Genomic DNA, 17,318 nt, shown 5'->3' with positions numbered 1-17,318 from the left:
TCACCAAGGTCCCTTCGCTTATAGAATGTCCAAAACAATCCTGAAAGGATTCTTTTGTTCGTTTCAAAGAAAGGCATTGATAATGCGTTAAATAGGGAATCAGTCTTTTTATATTCGGGCCATATTGGACAGGACGAGAGACTGTAGAAGGAAACTGGACTTCTTGGATGGCATGGCAATGTGGGCATTCTTTCTGTTCTACTTTATGTTCTGTCACTTCTATCTGGATAGGTGGTAAGTCATAAACTTGGCGAATGCGGTATCCTTTTACAGGTTCGTGGTTCAAGGAATTATTACAACAAGTACAATATGTAGGAGAATACGTAATCGTATGATCTGGAGTCGTTGTCAAACCAAGAGTATGTCCTTTGTGGCCCAACTGTCCACCAGTTTGACGATGAGACGGTTTGCGTAAACTTTTTGTAACAGGTTTACGCAAACCATCTGTAGAAGGTGGTTTATGACTATTTTTGGAGTTTTTTTTAGAACGATTTTCTAATTCCTCTATGCGTCCTTTTAAATCCTGTATTTGATTTTCTAAATGATGAACTAAATCACAAATAGCTTGAGGTCCTTTTTGATAAACGGCTAGAATTTCTTGTTTTTCCAACATAAATATCACCTCCTTGTATGATATATCTAGTATTCACACAAAAAGTACATATCAAACTAGTAAATTAAAAAAGCCTCGGTGAGGAATCTGAGTAGTTACAATATTTGTTTCTATTGTAAGAAACGTGAGTGTTTTCAGTGGTAATACTAATTAGCAGGTAAAGGTTGGGTTTTTCGCAACTGTTCCTGACTTTGCCGAAAAACGGGGTGTTGGTTTGGTCGTAGTGGAGCAGGAGATAGATCTACTGGACGTAACGATAGACAAGATTTCCATTGTTGCGGATTTCAGGGAAGGTTTGAGGAAATCGGATTTTATACAATCAGTCACGAACACACAGATCTATGACAGACAGCCATATACTTCACGTAACTTTGGTTATCAAGAAGTGTTAAAATCAGAGTTTCTTCAAGTAGGTTATATAGAACTTGCAGGCGAAATGAAAGGGATAGACATAGATCTACAAAAATTAATATTTCATAGAATACGGCTAGAAATGGAAATCGAACGGGAAAGTAAACGCCGTGAGCATGGAGAAGCGATGCTATCAAATGAGGAATATCAGAGGTTATTCGAAAATAAGGAAGATATACAAGCGTTAATCGAACAAACAAATGAAGAGGGAATGCTTACAGATCGACATAAAATAGAGTATCATAAAAAACACATTGAAGTATCTTTACGTGAATTGCAATCGATCTTACAGTCGACAGCAGATGAGATAGATGAAATATATGCAAATGTAGATTTTTCAATTCAGTCGATGCGACGGTATCATGAAAAGCACTTGTACGCTCTTCATGAAAAAAGGAGAATCTTACAAAAGCAAATTCAGACGAAGCAAATAGAGTTGGAAATGGATGCAGAAAAGATGTGCTTACTTGATGAAGAAGGATTTCTTCCCTATACAAAAAAGACAACCAGAAAGCATTTGATAAAGGCAGTACGATTTGAATTTAATCCAAAATATATGAAATGCAATCCAATCGTGAACGAATCTATACGACATGTTTTGGGGTTACTAGAGAATATAGAAGTCACAGGTATACATATTGCACTCGATTATGCTGTGAACATATCCGATCTCAAAATAAGAGATTTATCCAGCAAAACGGAATATATGATACTCAGTCGTGATAAAACATTAGAAACACTCTATATAGGTGTAAGATCATCTGATAATTGTTTATGTATTTATAATAAGAAGAAAGAAGCGGAACAAAATGGTTCCATTGATCCGTATCCGGATATAGAATATGTAACACGTTTCGAAGCGCGCTTAAGAAAGAAGAAGACCTTAGAACTATGGGAAGAGGATTGGACCCCCTTTGACAACATAATTGTGAGTACATTACAGCAATTGGGACAAATGAATTTGAAATTGAATGATAAAATCATTCTTGATGCAATTATGAGTGATAAGTACGGAAGGTATTGGGGGATGATGGACAAGTATCAAAAGACAGCCTGGAGAAAAAAAATGAAGGATCTTGTCCCGAAAAAGTTAGACATAGCAAAAGATTTTTCCAAAAAAAAGAAGTCACTTAGTGAGGAACTAAATGACTTACTCAATGGTTCGATGCTCCATACAATGTTCACAAATATAGAGCCAAGCAATTAAGCATGAATAATCTACTCAAACTGTATCATGATGTGGGGTTGAAAGCAAGTGAATCCTACTTGAGAAATGAAAGTGAATCATCTGACTACATCTATAAAGAGAAGGAATATGACATTTTTTATGTAGGAATGATGTTCGGTTCGGATATATTTTTTTGTACGAATACCTACTAGGTTCTTAACACGTAAGATGTGTTGTGAACAAAAAGAGGAATGAATGATGGCTATAGAATGTCATGAATCTGAATATCATTCTTGTGAAAAAAGAAATATATATGGGGATAGTTGAGGTTATCCTACAATGGCTTGTTATACAGACGGGATTCTTCATTTTTTACGACGAGTAAGCCCAGGTACTTGCATTGTGTTACAGTATGATGGGCAACGCCCTACCACCACGACATTTCAAGGATTCCAGTACGGTGAAATCATCTTATCTGATTTTGGTGGTTTTCCTATGCTCGCACATCTTGCGATTCAGGCAGTAAATGTGATTGCTCTTGGGTTTCCTGTTTGTAAGCGTCCAAAAATCCACAGAGATTGTGATTGTGTAGATGCGTAAATAAGGTATGTTTGACTGGAAACAGATTTTGTATGTTGTGAAGATCAAAATATATTCCCCCCCAATAGAAAAAAAGCGGGGTATAATGTAACAGGGAAATCTATACGCGTCCTAACGTCTCCTGTATTTTCAGGGGATTTTGTTTTGTAAAATCTTTGTTATTCTCCTCATCGTTATCGTGTATTTCGGATTGAAAGATGAGGGCTGCATTCAACTTTCGTCACTACTAGCCCCCATCGTTATATTCTTCTAGCAATGAGCCTAATAGAATTTCTTTTTGAATGACGAGTTTTAATATATGTTCGATGGCTTGCATATTTCCGCTCTCAATCGTTCCTCGTAATACGTCTGTCAGTGCTTGCTCCATGTTTATAATTGATTGCAATGCGGGACAAGATGACACGGTTACCGAGAAAACTTGTGCGATATAAGTCAACCCCCCTCCTCCGGCAGGGGATGCCACAACGGATGTTGTGGCACTTTTATCGCCTGGACGAACGAAGGGACTCACATCCACCTCTAGTGTATCCCAGAATCCTCTTACTGCATCCATTCCCTCTATACCATCTTGCTCATGAAACGCATCTGTAGAGCGGAGTGTAGCCGTGGGACCTGCGACGACTACGCTGTTACATATCGCCTGATTTCCAGGAGAAGTAGCTTGACTGTCTGCGACGATATAAAAAGTTTTGGCCTCTGGAAATTCCGTTATTTGAAAACCAGAAAAGGTTGTCGAGACGGTATGATTATAGAAAGTAACCCCCCCATCGTGGATGATAACGGTTTTTAACAATAAATTGGGATTGGTAAAGATCAGGATAAGGGAAGCACCTTCCAAAAGTGGAAAAGTTGCTTTTACAAATGGAGAGGAACTGTCGGTATCTCCTGAAGGAAATCCAGTTAATATATTGAGACCATCTGTGACGATTTCTGTCACATCCGCACGAAATACATCCATACTTCCCGCATTCCCACAAGGTGGAGCGATAGAGGAGGCAATGGATTCTCCGGTAATGGGAACACCATTGCATACACCCTGTGCGTTCACAGTCTGGAAATTCAAACGAAGCACAGCCCAATATAGAAAAGCTTTGTAAATCGTAGAACCTTCTGGAATGGACCCTTTCATATTGATTGTTCCGAAACCACGATTCCGCATTCCTATACCTTTTGCCACACAATCTCCTTGTATCGTTTTCTGAAAAAAGGGAGTCAACGGTACCGAAGGTTCCATAATAGACTTCACATCACGATGACAAGCGCTTTTAGAATGTCGCTTTGACATGATACATCTCCTTTGGATTTCACTTGTTGCATAACGGTATTGATTCTTCATGGATAGGAAAATGTGGTTACCCACATTTTATGGAGAGAATTAACATGGGTCATCGAAGGAAGAAAATTCTTCTACTAAAAGTTCCAGGATGATTTCTTTTTTGATAACGAGCTTTAATATTTTTTCAATGGTTTTCGTATTTCCACTTGCTACAGCCGCTTTTAATGCGTCTGCGAGCGCCTGTTCCATATTGGCAACGGCTTGCTTAAAATCATGGTTTGATGTCATACTTTAAGCTCCTTTCTGCATGATGGTAGATGGTACGTGTTATCTTTATAATATTTAGGTTATGCATAGGTATCAAAATGGTTATAGCGGCATCAAAATATTACATAGGGATATCCTGTATGCTCATCAACAGATAGAAAAATAATCGCTTACATTACACGCCTGGAAAATAAAACGACGACCTACTACCATAGATCGTCGCTTGTTGGAAGTTTAGGATGACTTCTGTATTTCATTCGTTTTTTATCAATACCGAAGGTTAGTCAATATCTCGACAGCGTCTTGGACAAGATGCTACAACGGATATTGCATTAATTTGATCAACAGCGATATGGGTAAAGGCTGCACAGTCATCAAAATTATCAAGATCACTTACAATCAGCGTGCAGCCATCAAATGAAACCTCTTGAAAAATAGCATTTACGGGATCTTGAAAACCAAATTGGATACGAATACAAGTTCCTGGACTTAATTTTCGTAGCAACCGAAGAACGCTATTATGTCTACAATGAAAGCGACAACCATCATCAAAATCACAGCGACGGCGACGGCGAAAACCATCATCAAAACGGCACATAGTATGGCCCCCTTTTTTTTCTATCTGTACATCGTATGAAAGAATCTCGTAATTGGTATGGGTATCCGTTGAGTTCGTAAAATAGAAGAGGATGGGGAGCGTTCTACGTCTTTTTTTAAAAACATACATTATGTTGTATGACAAAAAAATGGTATGCAAGGATTGGCAATAAAATAAAGATGTATAGGATGTAGTATGTTTCATGAAATAAAGAAGGGAAATCGAAAACATTATTAGAATATTTTGTATGAGAAATGCATGACCCCTAACTTGTGTGTCATGTTTCTTTTGTTGAAATAGAAGAAATGATGCAAGACAAACCCTTCCGGTTTCTGACAAAAAAATAGGCTTGTTGTAAAGCTTGTAACACGAACTCTTTTGTCATTGTACGATTTTGATTGGTTTTTTTTACTTTGAATTGTTAATTTCATACATGATCATGTACAGGATCATAGTGTTTCGAGTTGGTGGTTGCTTTATATGTTTTTACATCTGATGATTGTAATCCTTATTTTCTCATAATAAACGCTATTACCTCATAAGAGATACGAAGAATGACCAAATATTGATACCTCCATCTCACTCGTAAATGACTTATGAGATAGAGGTATCAATATTTCTGCCGAATACCAAAAGGCAAGGAAGTGTTCGGTAACATGCTATCTACAAATATAAGAATCTCATAAAACTAGATACTCTTGGGTTTGTAGGTACATCCCATCCCTAAAAACCTAACTGAATCATACAAGGAGGCGAGGATATTGAAAGCAGGGCAGTACGGTAGAGAGTATGAAATGATGCAAACTGGAAAACATCATCCACTTCCATTGGAAGGCATGAACCAGTCCGCAGCAACCATAGATAATACGGAACAAGTCCAATCGAGCGTGTCATTTTGTTCAATCGTACAGGTGCCAAATGGCTTTGTGTACGTACCGAACGGTACTCGAAAACTCGCATATAGCCTGTCTGGCTTAGCTACTGTAAAAGAAACCTCTCAGAAAACCATTACAGTAGACAATTGCGGACCGGTGGATGTGACACTGAATCTTTTGAAAGTGGTGGGAAGCATCGCATATATAGTCAATGCACAAGTGCAGGGAGAGTGCGGGGAGAAACAGGGTGCTTCTTCAGGACGTGATAATCAAATTGAGATGAGTCATACGGGGCATATTCCAGTGAATACGGTACTGAAGTTTAGTGTAGCAGATCTTCCAGATTATCAAATAGAAGAAAAAAATGTCATAATTTCAGCATTTGACGTCACGCCGGTGCAAGAGCAAGAAAATCAGTTTCTTCGTTTTACAGGAATATTGAATTTTCAGAATGTTCCGAAGTAGAGTTCATGTTAGAAACTTACAGAATGAGGAAATGATTACCGTACATATGATATGTCATTATCTTGAAACCAGTCCTGATTTTTCATTTCTTTCATTTTAAATCTGTATGTAGTGCAAAAGAAGAACAAATATGGAAGAGTATATGGAAGGATGCAGATGAAATCGAATCAGCCTTCTTGATGGGAAGGCGAGAGAAGGATTGGGGGATTATGAATGAATCAAATGGATCATAACAATGAATATGAAGTCATGGATAGTGGTAGCATGTATCGCCAGCCAAGGTATCCACTTGCGAATGCATCAGGTTCTGAACTGCAAAATATGGGGTATAAAGAGTGGATGGAGATGTGTCCAGATGTAAAACGAGAAATTCTCGGACAGATAGGAATCCGCCCCTATCAGATAGATGAATGGGAGGCTGTTGGAAAGACACTAACGATAGTTACGGGGACAATTGCTGCAATCGCAGGTGTGGCTTCAGCTTCGTTTCCACCATTAATAGTTGTAGCGGGCGTATTCGCAATTATTTCTTTGCTTCTAGATGTGTTGTGGCCGGACTCTGATCCTGCATCTGCGGATTCGCAAAGCACATGGTATGAGTTCATGGATGCTGCAGAAGTGATGGTAGGTAAGAAAATTTCAGAAGTGGTAAAAAGTAGAGCCGATGTTCAATTAAGAATTGTACAGTCACGAATTCAAGATTATCAACAGGCAGCCTGTAATTTCCAAAAATACCCCAATGATGCAAGGTATCAGGAGTTAATAAGGGATGCATTTGATGATGCTGAAGATGCATTGAAAGACGCCATAAAACTCTTTAGTGAACCAAGGTATGAACTCCTACTGTTATTCAATTATATGCAGGCAGCCAATCTTCATTTGCTTTTGTTAAAGGATGTTGTAAGATTTGGAGAAAGCTGGGGATTCCCACAGCAAAGAGTGGATCAATATTATACGAACACGGGTGTAGGTAACCCAGGCATGGTACAATTAATAGTACAATATACAAACTATTCTATGAATCAGTATGAGAGAGGGATAAGGGATAAGGAAGAAGAAACAAAGGGGTCGTTCCACTATCAGGAGGAGTATTTTACGTATCGTACAAATATGACTATGTTGGTGTTAGATCTTGTAGCGCTATGGCCAACATATGATCCATACAGGTATCCGTTAGCTACAGAAGTACAACTCACGCGAAAAGTATTTTCAGCTTGTATTGGCGTTCCAGCGGGGAATTTTGACAAATGGCCTATCGAAATGGGTATGACATGGGATAGCGCTCCTACGCTATTTCGGTGGTTGCAGCTGTTCACTGTTGTAGGTTATCGCAACGCCGACGTTGCTCAACACTTTGCTGGAGTAAACTCAATCTATCGGACCACCAATTCTCCTTATGATATTACGGTCGGGACTGGGAACTCCCCAAGACCTGAGGATAGGATCGAATGGAGAAGTTATGGTGGAAGGTATAACTACGTTCTCGGTAACAGGATCAGTAGTGGACGCCTAAACTACATGAGATTCTTTGATTATACTGGAGGTTCTTTCTATGCCGGATACTCCGGAAGTCCTTTGAGCTACGATACTTATTTTGGAACTCCTTGTAAGGATGTTCCTTTAGAAGCTAATGACCCTGATGTTTGCCAGCCAAATCAATGGCAGGAAAACCCAACCGGTGTTTGTTTTTCAAGCCAATATGGTACTAATAACTTGAATGCGGTTATCCCAGATGGGTACTCGTATATAAATCCCGGTAAACCATTTGCAACTAGTTTTGCTTTTGCCTGGCAATCTAATACATGCGACCCCTCAAATTACCTAAGGCGAGATAAAATTGCCCAAATCCCAGCCGTCAAGGGGAATCGACTAGGACCTAATGATTCTTACGTAATTAGGGGTCCTGGTTTTACAGGAGGAGATTTAGTAGAGCTAAGACCAGGGCTAGTAACAGGGGCAGGGGGAGTATTAGAAGTTCATCTATACAAACCTGTAGGCGTGAACTATGACATGCGATTTCGTTATACGACTGCTACATTTACTCAGTTACAAGTTGTGGTGCTAGATTCAAATCTGAACCCAATAAGAACCTTGCCAACCTTCTCGATGAGCCAAACAACAAATCAGGAATCAAACCTCTTGCGACCTGAGTCATTTTTGTACACGTACACTGAGCGCCTAACCTTAAATCAGCTCGAGAGCATAACGCTCAGAATCACAAACATTGGAACGGGGAAGGTTGTTCTCGACAAAATTGAATTCCTTCCAGTTGGAACAGGGGTGGAAGTGTATGAAGCAGAGAACAGTTTAAACAAAGTACGGAAGACAGTGGGTGCCTTGTTTACGAATGATGCGAAAAATGCGCTGGAATTGAATATCACGGAGTACCAGGTAGATCAGGCCGCAAGACTCGTAGAGTGTATGTCTGATGAGATGTATCCAAAAGAAAAAATGTGTTTACTCGATCAGGTGAAATGTGCGAAGCGACTCAGTCAAGCACGCAATTTGTTAAATGCTGGCGATTTTGAATCTTCCGAATCGTTCGGAGAGAATGCGTGGAAAACAAGTAGTCAGGTAGTTCTTGCATCCGACAATCCACTCTTTAAAGGCCGTTATCTCCATATGTCAGGTGCGAATTATTCCCCGTTTCATGATCAGGTATTCCCGACATATGCGTATCAAAAGATAGAGGAAGCGAAGTTAAAACCATATACACGATATATGGTACGAGGATTTATTGGAAATAGTAAAGATTTAGAAGTGTTTGCCGTAAGGTATGATAAAGAAGTGCACAAAAATATGAACGTACCAAATGATAGTATACTAACCAATCCATGTACGGGAGAATACCCATTAAAACAAGGTTCCTATCCTGTGATGATAAACCAGGTCATCCCGCAAAACATGTCCTGTGGTCCATGTGAAGATGGCTCACAGATGATGATGCAACAAACCAGTATGGTATGTGCAGATCCACATGAATGGGAGTGTCACATTGATACAGGTGAGCTTGATATCAATCAGAATCTGGGCATATGGGTTGGCTTTAAAATTGGAACGACAGATGGCCTAGCGACACTAGATAATATAGAAGTAATCGAAGAAGGTCCGTTAACGGGAGAAGCATTAACTCGTATGAAAAAACGAGAATACAAATGGAAACAAAAGTGGAACGAGAAATACATGAAAATCGAAAAGGCTGTGCAAGTCGCACAACGTGCGATTCAAGGCTTATTCACACATGCAGATCAAAGCCAATTGCAAGCCTCCGTCACATTACAGCATATTATAGACGCGGAGAAATGGGTACAAAACATTCCGTATGTGTATCATCCATTCTTAGTCGGAGCTTTACCAACCGTACCAGGAGAAGCCTATGATATCTTCCAACAACTGTCCGGTGCCGTTGCGAAAGCACGGGTGTTATATGAACAACGTAACGTGCTAAGAAATGGAGACTTCAATGCAGGACTATCGAACTGGCAGGGAACTGAGGGGACGCAGGTACAACAGATAGGGAATACATCTGTGCTCGTCATCTCAGATTGGAGTACAAACGTTTCCCAACAAGTATGTGTCCATCCTGAACATGGCTATGTGTTACGTGTCACAGCGAAAAAAGAAGGTTCAGGGGAAGGCTATGTGAAAATCAGTGATGGTACGGAAGAAAATACAGAAACACTGAAATTTATAGCGGGAGAAAGTGCAACAAGTTTGGTACCACCGATGACGCCGTCTCGTGAATCCTATTATGAGCAAGACATGACGAACTACCCAGCAGAACAAAGTGGATCGCAGACATATGCAAACGGGAATCAAATGAATTACCAATCAGAGAGTTTTGGAATCAATCCGTACGGTGATGAGGATATGATGAACGATCCAGCATCTTATGCGGGAACAGATTGTGGATGTGGCTGCAGTAAAAAGGCATCGATGAGTTATCCACCTAACAACTATGAAATGAATGCCTATGCAGGTAACACAAGCGGGGCCAATCCTACCGGATCAAGTTGTGGATGTGGTTGCCATAGAAAAGTATACACAAGTGAAGATAACATGACTACGTACGCTTCCGAATCCCTGTCTGGTTATATCACGAAAACAGTTGAAATCTTCCCAGAAACGAATCTTGTTTGCATTGAAATCGGAGAAACAGCGGGAACATTCCTAGTGGAAAGTATTGAATTGATTCGAATGGGTTGCGAATGATCGAATAAGTAGCAGACTCCCTGAAGTAGTAGGGAGCCTGTTTTTTATGATATACATCTTAAAATCATTTTGATGTGCTGAAATACGGATTCTTTTTATGGAGGGTTCTTACAATTCATAGCGCTATATTATCCTGTATGCTGAGTAACAGACAGAACAATAATTGCCTGCATTACACGCTGGGAAAATAAAACGACGACCTACTGCTATAGATCGTCGTTCGTTGGAAGTTTAGGATTCCGCCTGCATTTCATTCGTTTTTTATCCATACAGAAGGTTAGTCAATATCTCGACAGCGTCTTGGACAAGAAGCTACAACGGATATCGCGTTAATTTGATCAACAGCGATATAGGTAAAAGCTGCACAGTCATCAAAATCATCAAGATTACTTACAATCAGCGTGCAGCCATCAAATGAAACCTCTTGAAAAATAGCATTTACGGGATTTTGAAAACCAAATTGGATGCGAATACAAGTTCCTGGACTTAATTTTCGTAGCAAACGACGAATGTGATTATGTCTACAATCAAAGCGACGACGGCGAAAATCGTCATCAAAATCATGATCAAAACGGCACATAGTATGGCCCCCTTTTTTCCTTTTTCTATCTGTACATCGTATGACAGAACTTCGTAATTGATATGGGTATACGTTGAGTTCATAAAATAGAAGAGGATAGGAAGCGTTCTACTTATTTTAAAAAATCCCCCATTTAATGATAGGTCAATAAAATAGATATAGAAAAAAAACAAGTCTGCAGCTATTTTAGAAGACGCAGAACAGGTGAATCCTCATATTTCTTTCTGTTGTAGCATAAACATGCCAGATGGAAAGAAAAAAGTGATGTATGGTTTATCTCAGCTATCAAAAGGAAGTCAATTTCTTCGATTGATAGAAACGCTAACTTTTTAGCATAGCCCTCTTATCCCACTATATTGGTATGGGATAAGAGGGCTAAAACTGAAATGGAGGATTGTCGATGAATCAAAAATGTAATCATAATGAATATGAGACACTGGATAGTGATAGCATGCCTTGTCAGCTGAGGTATCCACTTGCGAATGTACCAGGTTCTGAGTTGCAAAACATGAATGATCAAAATGTGATGAACATGAGTGTTGGAAGGGCCTACAATATAGCGCAACAGGCAAATGTAAATGAGGCTGTCTCTACAGCGTTAAGTGTTACTGAAGCTACTCTTTCAAACACCGGAACAGCTCGTAGTAGTGTAGCACTTGCAGCGAAAGGTATTGCTGCCATTTTTAAAATCCTCTGGAAACAACGTAAACAACAAACGCAATGGCGACAATTCATGGATGCAGTAGAATACCTTATAGATAAAAATATTACAATTGCCGTACGAAGCAAAGCTATTTCAGAATTAGAAGGTGTAGAAGCTACCCTGGAGTTATATCAGGAGGCAGCCCAGGATTGGAATCAAAATCCTAGTAATGCAGCTACTCAAGCACGGGTACTTTCACAATTCCGTATTACGAATTCGTTTATGGAGTATGCTATGCCCTCATTTCGAGTGCTGGATTTTGAGGTTCCTTTACTAACCGTGTATGCACAAGCAGCTAATTTACATTTGCTCTTATTACAAGATGCAGTTAACTTCGGAAAGGACTGGGGGATGACCCCGGCAGAAGTTGTGGATTTTAATACTAGGTTTCGAAGACGTACAGCAGATTACACGGATTATTGTGTGAATACCTATAAGGTAGGTTTAGACAAAGCCGTCGCCTTAAAACCGAATATAAAAGACTATAATAAATATCCATATTTAAAAGGGTATACCACTAGTGGATCTACGACTGATTTTTACATTCCCGTGATTCATTGGAATCTTATGAATGATTTTCGAAGAGACGTGACTCTTATGGCATTAGACTTGGTAGCAATATGGCCAACATATGATATAGAAAAATATACAAACCCCAATGGTGTGAATATTCAATTATCAAGGGAGGTCTATTCAACAGCGTACGGTAAAGTTGAAAATAAATCGCAAAATTGGGAAGTTATCGAACGTAATTTTGTGCGGTCACCTCATCTCGTTACGTGGCTAACAAACTTAGCCTTTTATATGTCATCAAATCCTGGCTATTTTGATTTGGAGCAATATGCAGGGATAAAGAGCAGGCTGTCTCTCACAGGCAGTAATTCCACCTGGGAGGAAGGGCTGTCACCTGTTCAGGCATATTCTTCGATCCAGAACGTTACATCTAATGACATTGGTGGCCTGAGAATAACAACTAATGAAGTCACGTGTGCATTTGATTTTAAGAATCCTATAGGTGCAAGGATTAAGGCTTTTGGAAAATGTTATGAGTCGTCCTTCGGGGGGCAGTATGCGTATGTACATGAGGCAAGTATATCTCCTCCTTCCAGTTCTTATCCAGCCACGCATCGCCTATCCTATGGAAATGCAATGGAATCTAAACTTGCAAGTGGCACTAAGGGGTTAAAGTGTGTAGGATTATTTGGATTTGGCTGGTTGCATAACAGCTTAACACCAGAAAATACAATAGTATCTGATAAAACGACTCAAATTCCGGCGGTGAAAGGAAATGCCGTAGATAATGGCGCTACGGTGGTAAGAGGTCCTGGTAGTACGGGAGGGGATCTTGTAAGATTACCTGCGTATAATCAGCAATGGACACAATTGCGTGTGAAAGTAAGACCGTCCGCCACTGCACGAACAAGAGGATATAAAGTTCGAATCCGATACGCAAGTGAAGGTAATGCCAATCTATTTGTAGGGAGGTATGATGATTCTTACGGATGGCGGGAAAACGATAACTATCCGGTTGAACGAACGTTTTCCGGAAGTATGACATATAGCGCTTTCACTTACTTGGATACCTTCAATTTTTCCGCAAATGAAGAAGAATTTAAAATAGAGCTACGTTGTAATAGTGGTGGCCCTATCTATATTGATAAAATTGAATTTATTCCAGAACCAGAACCACCAACGCCAGAACTACCAGTAACTCCTGGTATCTATCAAATCGTGACAGCTTTAAATAATAGTAGTGTTGTAGATATGGATCCAAGCACTAAGAATGTTCACTTATGGCAAAATGGTAATGCTGCTAACCAAAAATGGAGGTTCGTTTATGATTCGGGTCAAGGAGCGTATCAAATTAAAAATATAGCGGATGAAAATTTAGTATTAACTTGGCAGCGGTCGGAAGGAGATAATGTGAGAGCAGTCTCTAATGCAAACCGTCCAGAGCAGTATTGGATCATTCAACAGAGCGTTGTAGATACAGAATATGTTTTTTTACAAAATAAGTCTAATCAAACTAGAGTATTAGATGTAAGTGGTTCTGGTACTGCAAATGGAACAAATATTGGAGTATACACTAATAACGGCACCACAAATAAAAAATTCAAACTTACTAGGTTGAGTTAAAACGATGTAGTGTAATTATTTTTGGTTAAAATATACATTTAACACGCATCTTAAAGCAAAGCTCACGAAGGAGGATGTTCAATGAATTACAATGTGACAAAAGCGCGAGAGGCGGTCCATGCCTTGTTTTCGAATCCAACGACCTTACAATTGAACGTCACAGATTATCAGGTGGATCAGGTGGCAACATTAGTAGAGTGTCTATCTGATCAAATCCATCCAAAAGAAAAAATGTGTTTGCTGGATCAAGTGAAATGTGCAAAACGCTTGAGTCGGGAACGGAATCTATTAAACTATGGAGATTTTGACTCTTCAGATTGGTCTGGCGTAGATGGATGGAACATAAGTGCTCATGTATACACGATAGCGGATAATCCGATCTTTAAAGATCATTATCTCAATCTGCCAAGTGCAAATCATCCCATATTGAGTGATAAAATATTTCCAACGTATGCATATCAAAAGATAGAGGAAGCAAAGTTAAAACCATATACCCGCTACATCGTACGAGGATTTGTGGGGAATAGTACAGATTTAGAAATATTCGTCGCGAGATATGATAAAGAAGTGCATAAGAAAATGAATGTACCGAATGATATCATCCCAATCAATCCGTGTACAGGAGAATCTTTATTGCAATCAACTCCGTATCCCGTTATGTCAAGCAATAGGATGCCGCAAGACATGTGGTGTAATCCATGTGAGAATGGATATCAGACTGCAGCCGGGATGATGGTTCAACAGACAAATATGGTGTGTCAAGATCCACATGAATTTAAGTTCCCTATTGATATAGGTGAGCTCGATATGGAGCGAGATCTAGGCATCTGGGTTGGGTTTAAAGTGGGAACGACAGATGGTATGGCAACACTAGATAATATAGAAGTGGTAGAAGTAGGACCGCTAACGGGAGATACCTTAACTCGTATGCAAAAACGAGAGCCAAAATGGAAGAAAAAATGGGTAGAGAAACAAATGAAGGTTGAAAAGGCGGTACAAATCGCACGAGATGCGATGCAGACGTTATTCACAAATTCTAATCAAAATCGTTTGCAAACGGCTATCACATTACAGGATATTTTACGTGCGGAACAATTGGTGCAGAACATTCCATATGTATACAATGCATTCTTACAAGGGGATGTATCAGGAGTACCGGGTGTAGCGTATGCATATGACATGTTTCAACAACTTTCCGACGTCGTTGCGACAGCCCGGTGGTTATATGATCAGCGAAATGTGCTGATTAATGGGGGTTTCACTGCGGGATTGTCAAACTGGAATCGCACAGAAGGTGCAGACGTACAACAGATTGGAGAGGAATCTGTGCTCGTGATTTCAGACTGGAGTGCAACCATTTCGCAACAGGTGTGTGTGGAACCAGAACATAGCTATGTGTTACGTGTAACGGCAAGAAAAGAAGGATCTGGAGAAGGCTATGTGACGATTAGTGATGGTACGGAAGAAAATACAGAAACATTGAAGTTGATAGCTGGTGAAGGGGCGACAAGTCCGGCCGCATCTAATAACCGTTCTACACTTCGCGAACGCTATACTGAGCGTAATATGGTGACCTCTTATACAGAAGCATATGGAACAAATGGGTATGTTAGAAATCAAGATATGTCGAACTATCCATCAGACAATTATGGAAGAAATGCATATCCTGGCGCTACTCCTATGAATGATCAATCAGAGAGTTTTGGATTTACTCCGTACAGTGATGAAAATAGTATGATGAATGATCCATCGAACCATTACGAAATGAATGCATACCCTGGCAATATCAATATGCCAACGAATCAAGGGGCGGTGTGCAAATGCGGTTGCAATAAAAACGCATATCCGAATGAGAATATGACGATGAGCAACTATTCACCAAATCATTATGAACCCAATGTATATCTTAGCAACACAAACATGACCAATCATCAGGGAATGGGCTGTGGATGTGATGATAGCGTCGATGAATATCCGATGGTAGAAGAAAGTACCCTTGACCTTTCTGATTATGTAACGAAAACGGTGGAAATCTTCCCAGAAACGAATCGCGTGTGTATTGAGATTGGAGAGACAGCGGGAACATTTATGATAGAAAGTATAGAATTGATTCGAATGGATTGCGAATGATCCATTAGGTAGCAGGCTCCCTGAAGTAGTAGGGAGCCTGCTTGTTATGATATAAAACGTGAAACAATTTTTATGTGTAGAGAGGAAAATTGCTTCTATGGATGTTTCTTACAATTAACGACGCTCGCATTCTCGTGGAAGATCACATGGAATGGAACCCAGCGTAATTACATTAATCTTATCAACTACCAGATGCGCAAGTCCTGGAAAACAGTCAAAGTCAGATAAAATCACAAGTCCATTTTGAAAACCTTGAAATGTTCCTGTTGTTGGTGGTTGACAGTCGTATTGTATGATAATACATGTACCAGGGCTTAAGCGTCTTAAAAAATGTAGAATGCCATTTGTATAGTAACCTGCACTATAATTTTGATAAATCTCATTCTCGAGTGGTCTTTGCTCACATTGACAATGATTGTGTTCGTTTTTCATTTTATCAGGCCTCCTTATGTTTACAGTGCACTCTATGTCTGTAGAAACAATTGGGTGTATGTACCATAAAAAAAGGTAACTACTCAGCCTCCAAAAGGAGGCTGAGTAGTTACCCTTTTATTCTACATCTATACCAATCGGGCTATCTTCCACTACGATTGTATCCACCACAACATTATCTTTTACCTTGATCACCGATACATTATTTGAACCAAAATTTGCTACATAAACAAATTTTCCATCCGAAGTAATCGTGATCCCTCTTGGCTGAAGGCCAACAGGGATCGTTGTAATTACAATATTTTGTTTTATATCAATGACAGACACAGCATTCGCCCCAAAGTTTGCTACATAAGCAAACTTTCCATCTCGAGTCATAACAATCCCTCTTGGTTGAGGGTTTACAGGTATGGTGTCAACAACCATGCTTTGTTGGACATTTATGACAGACACAGTATTTGAATTACTGTTTGTTACGTAAGCAAATTGTCCGTTTGGTGTGAACATAACTTGTCTTGGCCCATCCCCAACCGCTATTGTACCAATCACCATATTCGTTTTCGTGTTAATTATAGATATATTATCGGTTCCATCATTCGGAACATATAAAAGTTGATCATTTGGTGAAACAGCGCCTAAAATAGGTCCATCCCCAACCGGAATTGTTGCAATTACCAAATTTGTCTTACTATCAATAACTGATACAGTATCTGAACCATTATTCATCACATACACACGTTTTCCGTTCGGACTAATGACAATACCAGCGGGATGATTTCCAACAGGTATGATAGTACTAACACTTTGCTGTTTTACATCTATCACGAATACATTATCTGAATCAAAATTTGC

14 protein-coding genes are annotated in these 17,318 nt (G+C 39.6%); 7 read left to right on the top strand and 7 right to left on the bottom strand.

Annotated features, from left to right (window positions below):
• Window positions 1–613, bottom strand: a 613-nt coding sequence (locus ACP6L7_RS35295; RefSeq protein WP_430529848.1) for a DUF6444 domain-containing protein, incomplete at its 3' end; no start/stop codon positions are given.
• A gap of 223 nt (window positions 614–836) precedes the next feature.
• Between ACP6L7_RS35295 and ACP6L7_RS35290 the strand changes: the two genes are divergently transcribed.
• Both ACP6L7_RS35290 and ACP6L7_RS35285 read left to right on the top strand, forming a co-directional pair.
• Window positions 837–2,231, top strand: a complete 1,395-nt coding sequence (locus ACP6L7_RS35290) for a replication initiation factor domain-containing protein (protein WP_430529204.1) — start codon at window positions 837–839, stop codon at window positions 2,229–2,231.
• Between the two features lie 300 nt (window positions 2,232–2,531).
• The gene (locus ACP6L7_RS35285; protein WP_430529169.1) at window positions 2,532–2,792 is read left to right on the top strand and encodes a hypothetical protein; all 261 of its coding nucleotides are present in this window, start codon (window positions 2,532–2,534) and stop codon (window positions 2,790–2,792) included.
• 226 nt (window positions 2,793–3,018) lie between these two features.
• Here ACP6L7_RS35285 and ACP6L7_RS35280 read toward each other — a convergent pair whose 3' ends face one another.
• From ACP6L7_RS35280 to ACP6L7_RS35270, 3 genes are all read right to left on the bottom strand, one after another.
• Entirely contained in the window at window positions 3,019–4,077 is a 1,059-nt protein-coding gene (locus ACP6L7_RS35280) for a hypothetical protein (RefSeq protein WP_430529168.1), read from the bottom strand.
• 90 nt (window positions 4,078–4,167) lie between these two features.
• On the bottom strand, window positions 4,168–4,356 hold the full coding sequence (locus ACP6L7_RS35275; protein WP_430529167.1) for a hypothetical protein: 189 nt from the start codon (window positions 4,354–4,356) through the stop codon (window positions 4,168–4,170).
• Between the two features lie 259 nt (window positions 4,357–4,615).
• A complete protein-coding gene (locus ACP6L7_RS35270) occupies window positions 4,616–4,933 on the bottom strand; it encodes a hypothetical protein (protein WP_430529166.1) in 318 nt (105 codons plus the stop codon).
• A gap of 761 nt (window positions 4,934–5,694) precedes the next feature.
• On the opposite strand from ACP6L7_RS35270, the gene ACP6L7_RS35265 reads away from it, so the two are divergent.
• The 3 genes from ACP6L7_RS35265 (at window position 5,695) to ACP6L7_RS35255 (ending at window position 10,485) form a co-directional block, all read left to right on the top strand.
• Window positions 5,695–6,273 carry a hypothetical protein gene (locus ACP6L7_RS35265; RefSeq protein WP_430529756.1) on the top strand — a complete coding sequence of 193 codons (579 nt, stop codon included), beginning with the start codon at window positions 5,695–5,697 and terminating at the stop codon, window positions 6,271–6,273.
• 62 nt (window positions 6,274–6,335) lie between these two features.
• On the top strand, window positions 6,336–6,506 hold the full coding sequence (locus tag ACP6L7_RS35260; protein WP_430529755.1) for a hypothetical protein: 171 nt from the start codon (window positions 6,336–6,338) through the stop codon (window positions 6,504–6,506).
• On the top strand, window positions 6,487–10,485 hold the full coding sequence (locus tag ACP6L7_RS35255; RefSeq protein WP_430529754.1) for an insecticidal delta-endotoxin Cry8Ea1 family protein: 3,999 nt from the start codon (window positions 6,487–6,489) through the stop codon (window positions 10,483–10,485). The genes ACP6L7_RS35260 and ACP6L7_RS35255 overlap by 20 nt, the downstream gene beginning before the upstream one ends.
• 277 nt (window positions 10,486–10,762) lie before the next feature.
• Here the strand turns inward: ACP6L7_RS35255 and ACP6L7_RS35250 are convergent, their stop codons facing one another.
• Entirely contained in the window at window positions 10,763–11,065 is a 303-nt protein-coding gene (locus ACP6L7_RS35250; protein WP_430529753.1) for a hypothetical protein, read from the bottom strand.
• Window positions 11,066–11,465: 400 nt separating this feature from the next.
• Between ACP6L7_RS35250 and ACP6L7_RS35245 the strand changes: the two genes are divergently transcribed.
• A complete protein-coding gene (locus ACP6L7_RS35245; RefSeq protein WP_430529752.1) occupies window positions 11,466–13,904 on the top strand; it encodes an insecticidal delta-endotoxin Cry8Ea1 family protein in 2,439 nt (812 codons plus the stop codon).
• Between the two features lie 81 nt (window positions 13,905–13,985).
• Entirely contained in the window at window positions 13,986–16,034 is a 2,049-nt protein-coding gene (locus ACP6L7_RS35240) for a hypothetical protein (protein ID WP_430529751.1), read from the top strand.
• Window positions 16,035–16,148: 114 nt separating this feature from the next.
• On the opposite strand, the gene ACP6L7_RS35235 is transcribed toward ACP6L7_RS35240, so the two are convergent.
• Both ACP6L7_RS35235 and ACP6L7_RS35230 read right to left on the bottom strand, forming a co-directional pair.
• The gene (locus tag ACP6L7_RS35235) at window positions 16,149–16,466 is read right to left on the bottom strand and encodes a hypothetical protein (RefSeq protein WP_430529162.1); all 318 of its coding nucleotides are present in this window, start codon (window positions 16,464–16,466) and stop codon (window positions 16,149–16,151) included.
• 117 nt (window positions 16,467–16,583) lie between these two features.
• Window positions 16,584–17,318: beta-propeller fold lactonase family protein (locus ACP6L7_RS35230; protein WP_430529847.1), on the bottom strand; the 735-nt coding region annotated here is incomplete at its 5' end.

The organism is Bacillus silvicola, from assembly GCF_050524305.1.
GTDB lineage: Bacteria > Bacillota > Bacilli > Bacillales > Bacillaceae_G > Bacillus_A > Bacillus_A cereus_AT.
This window is presented reverse-complemented; position numbering and strand designations above follow the sequence as displayed.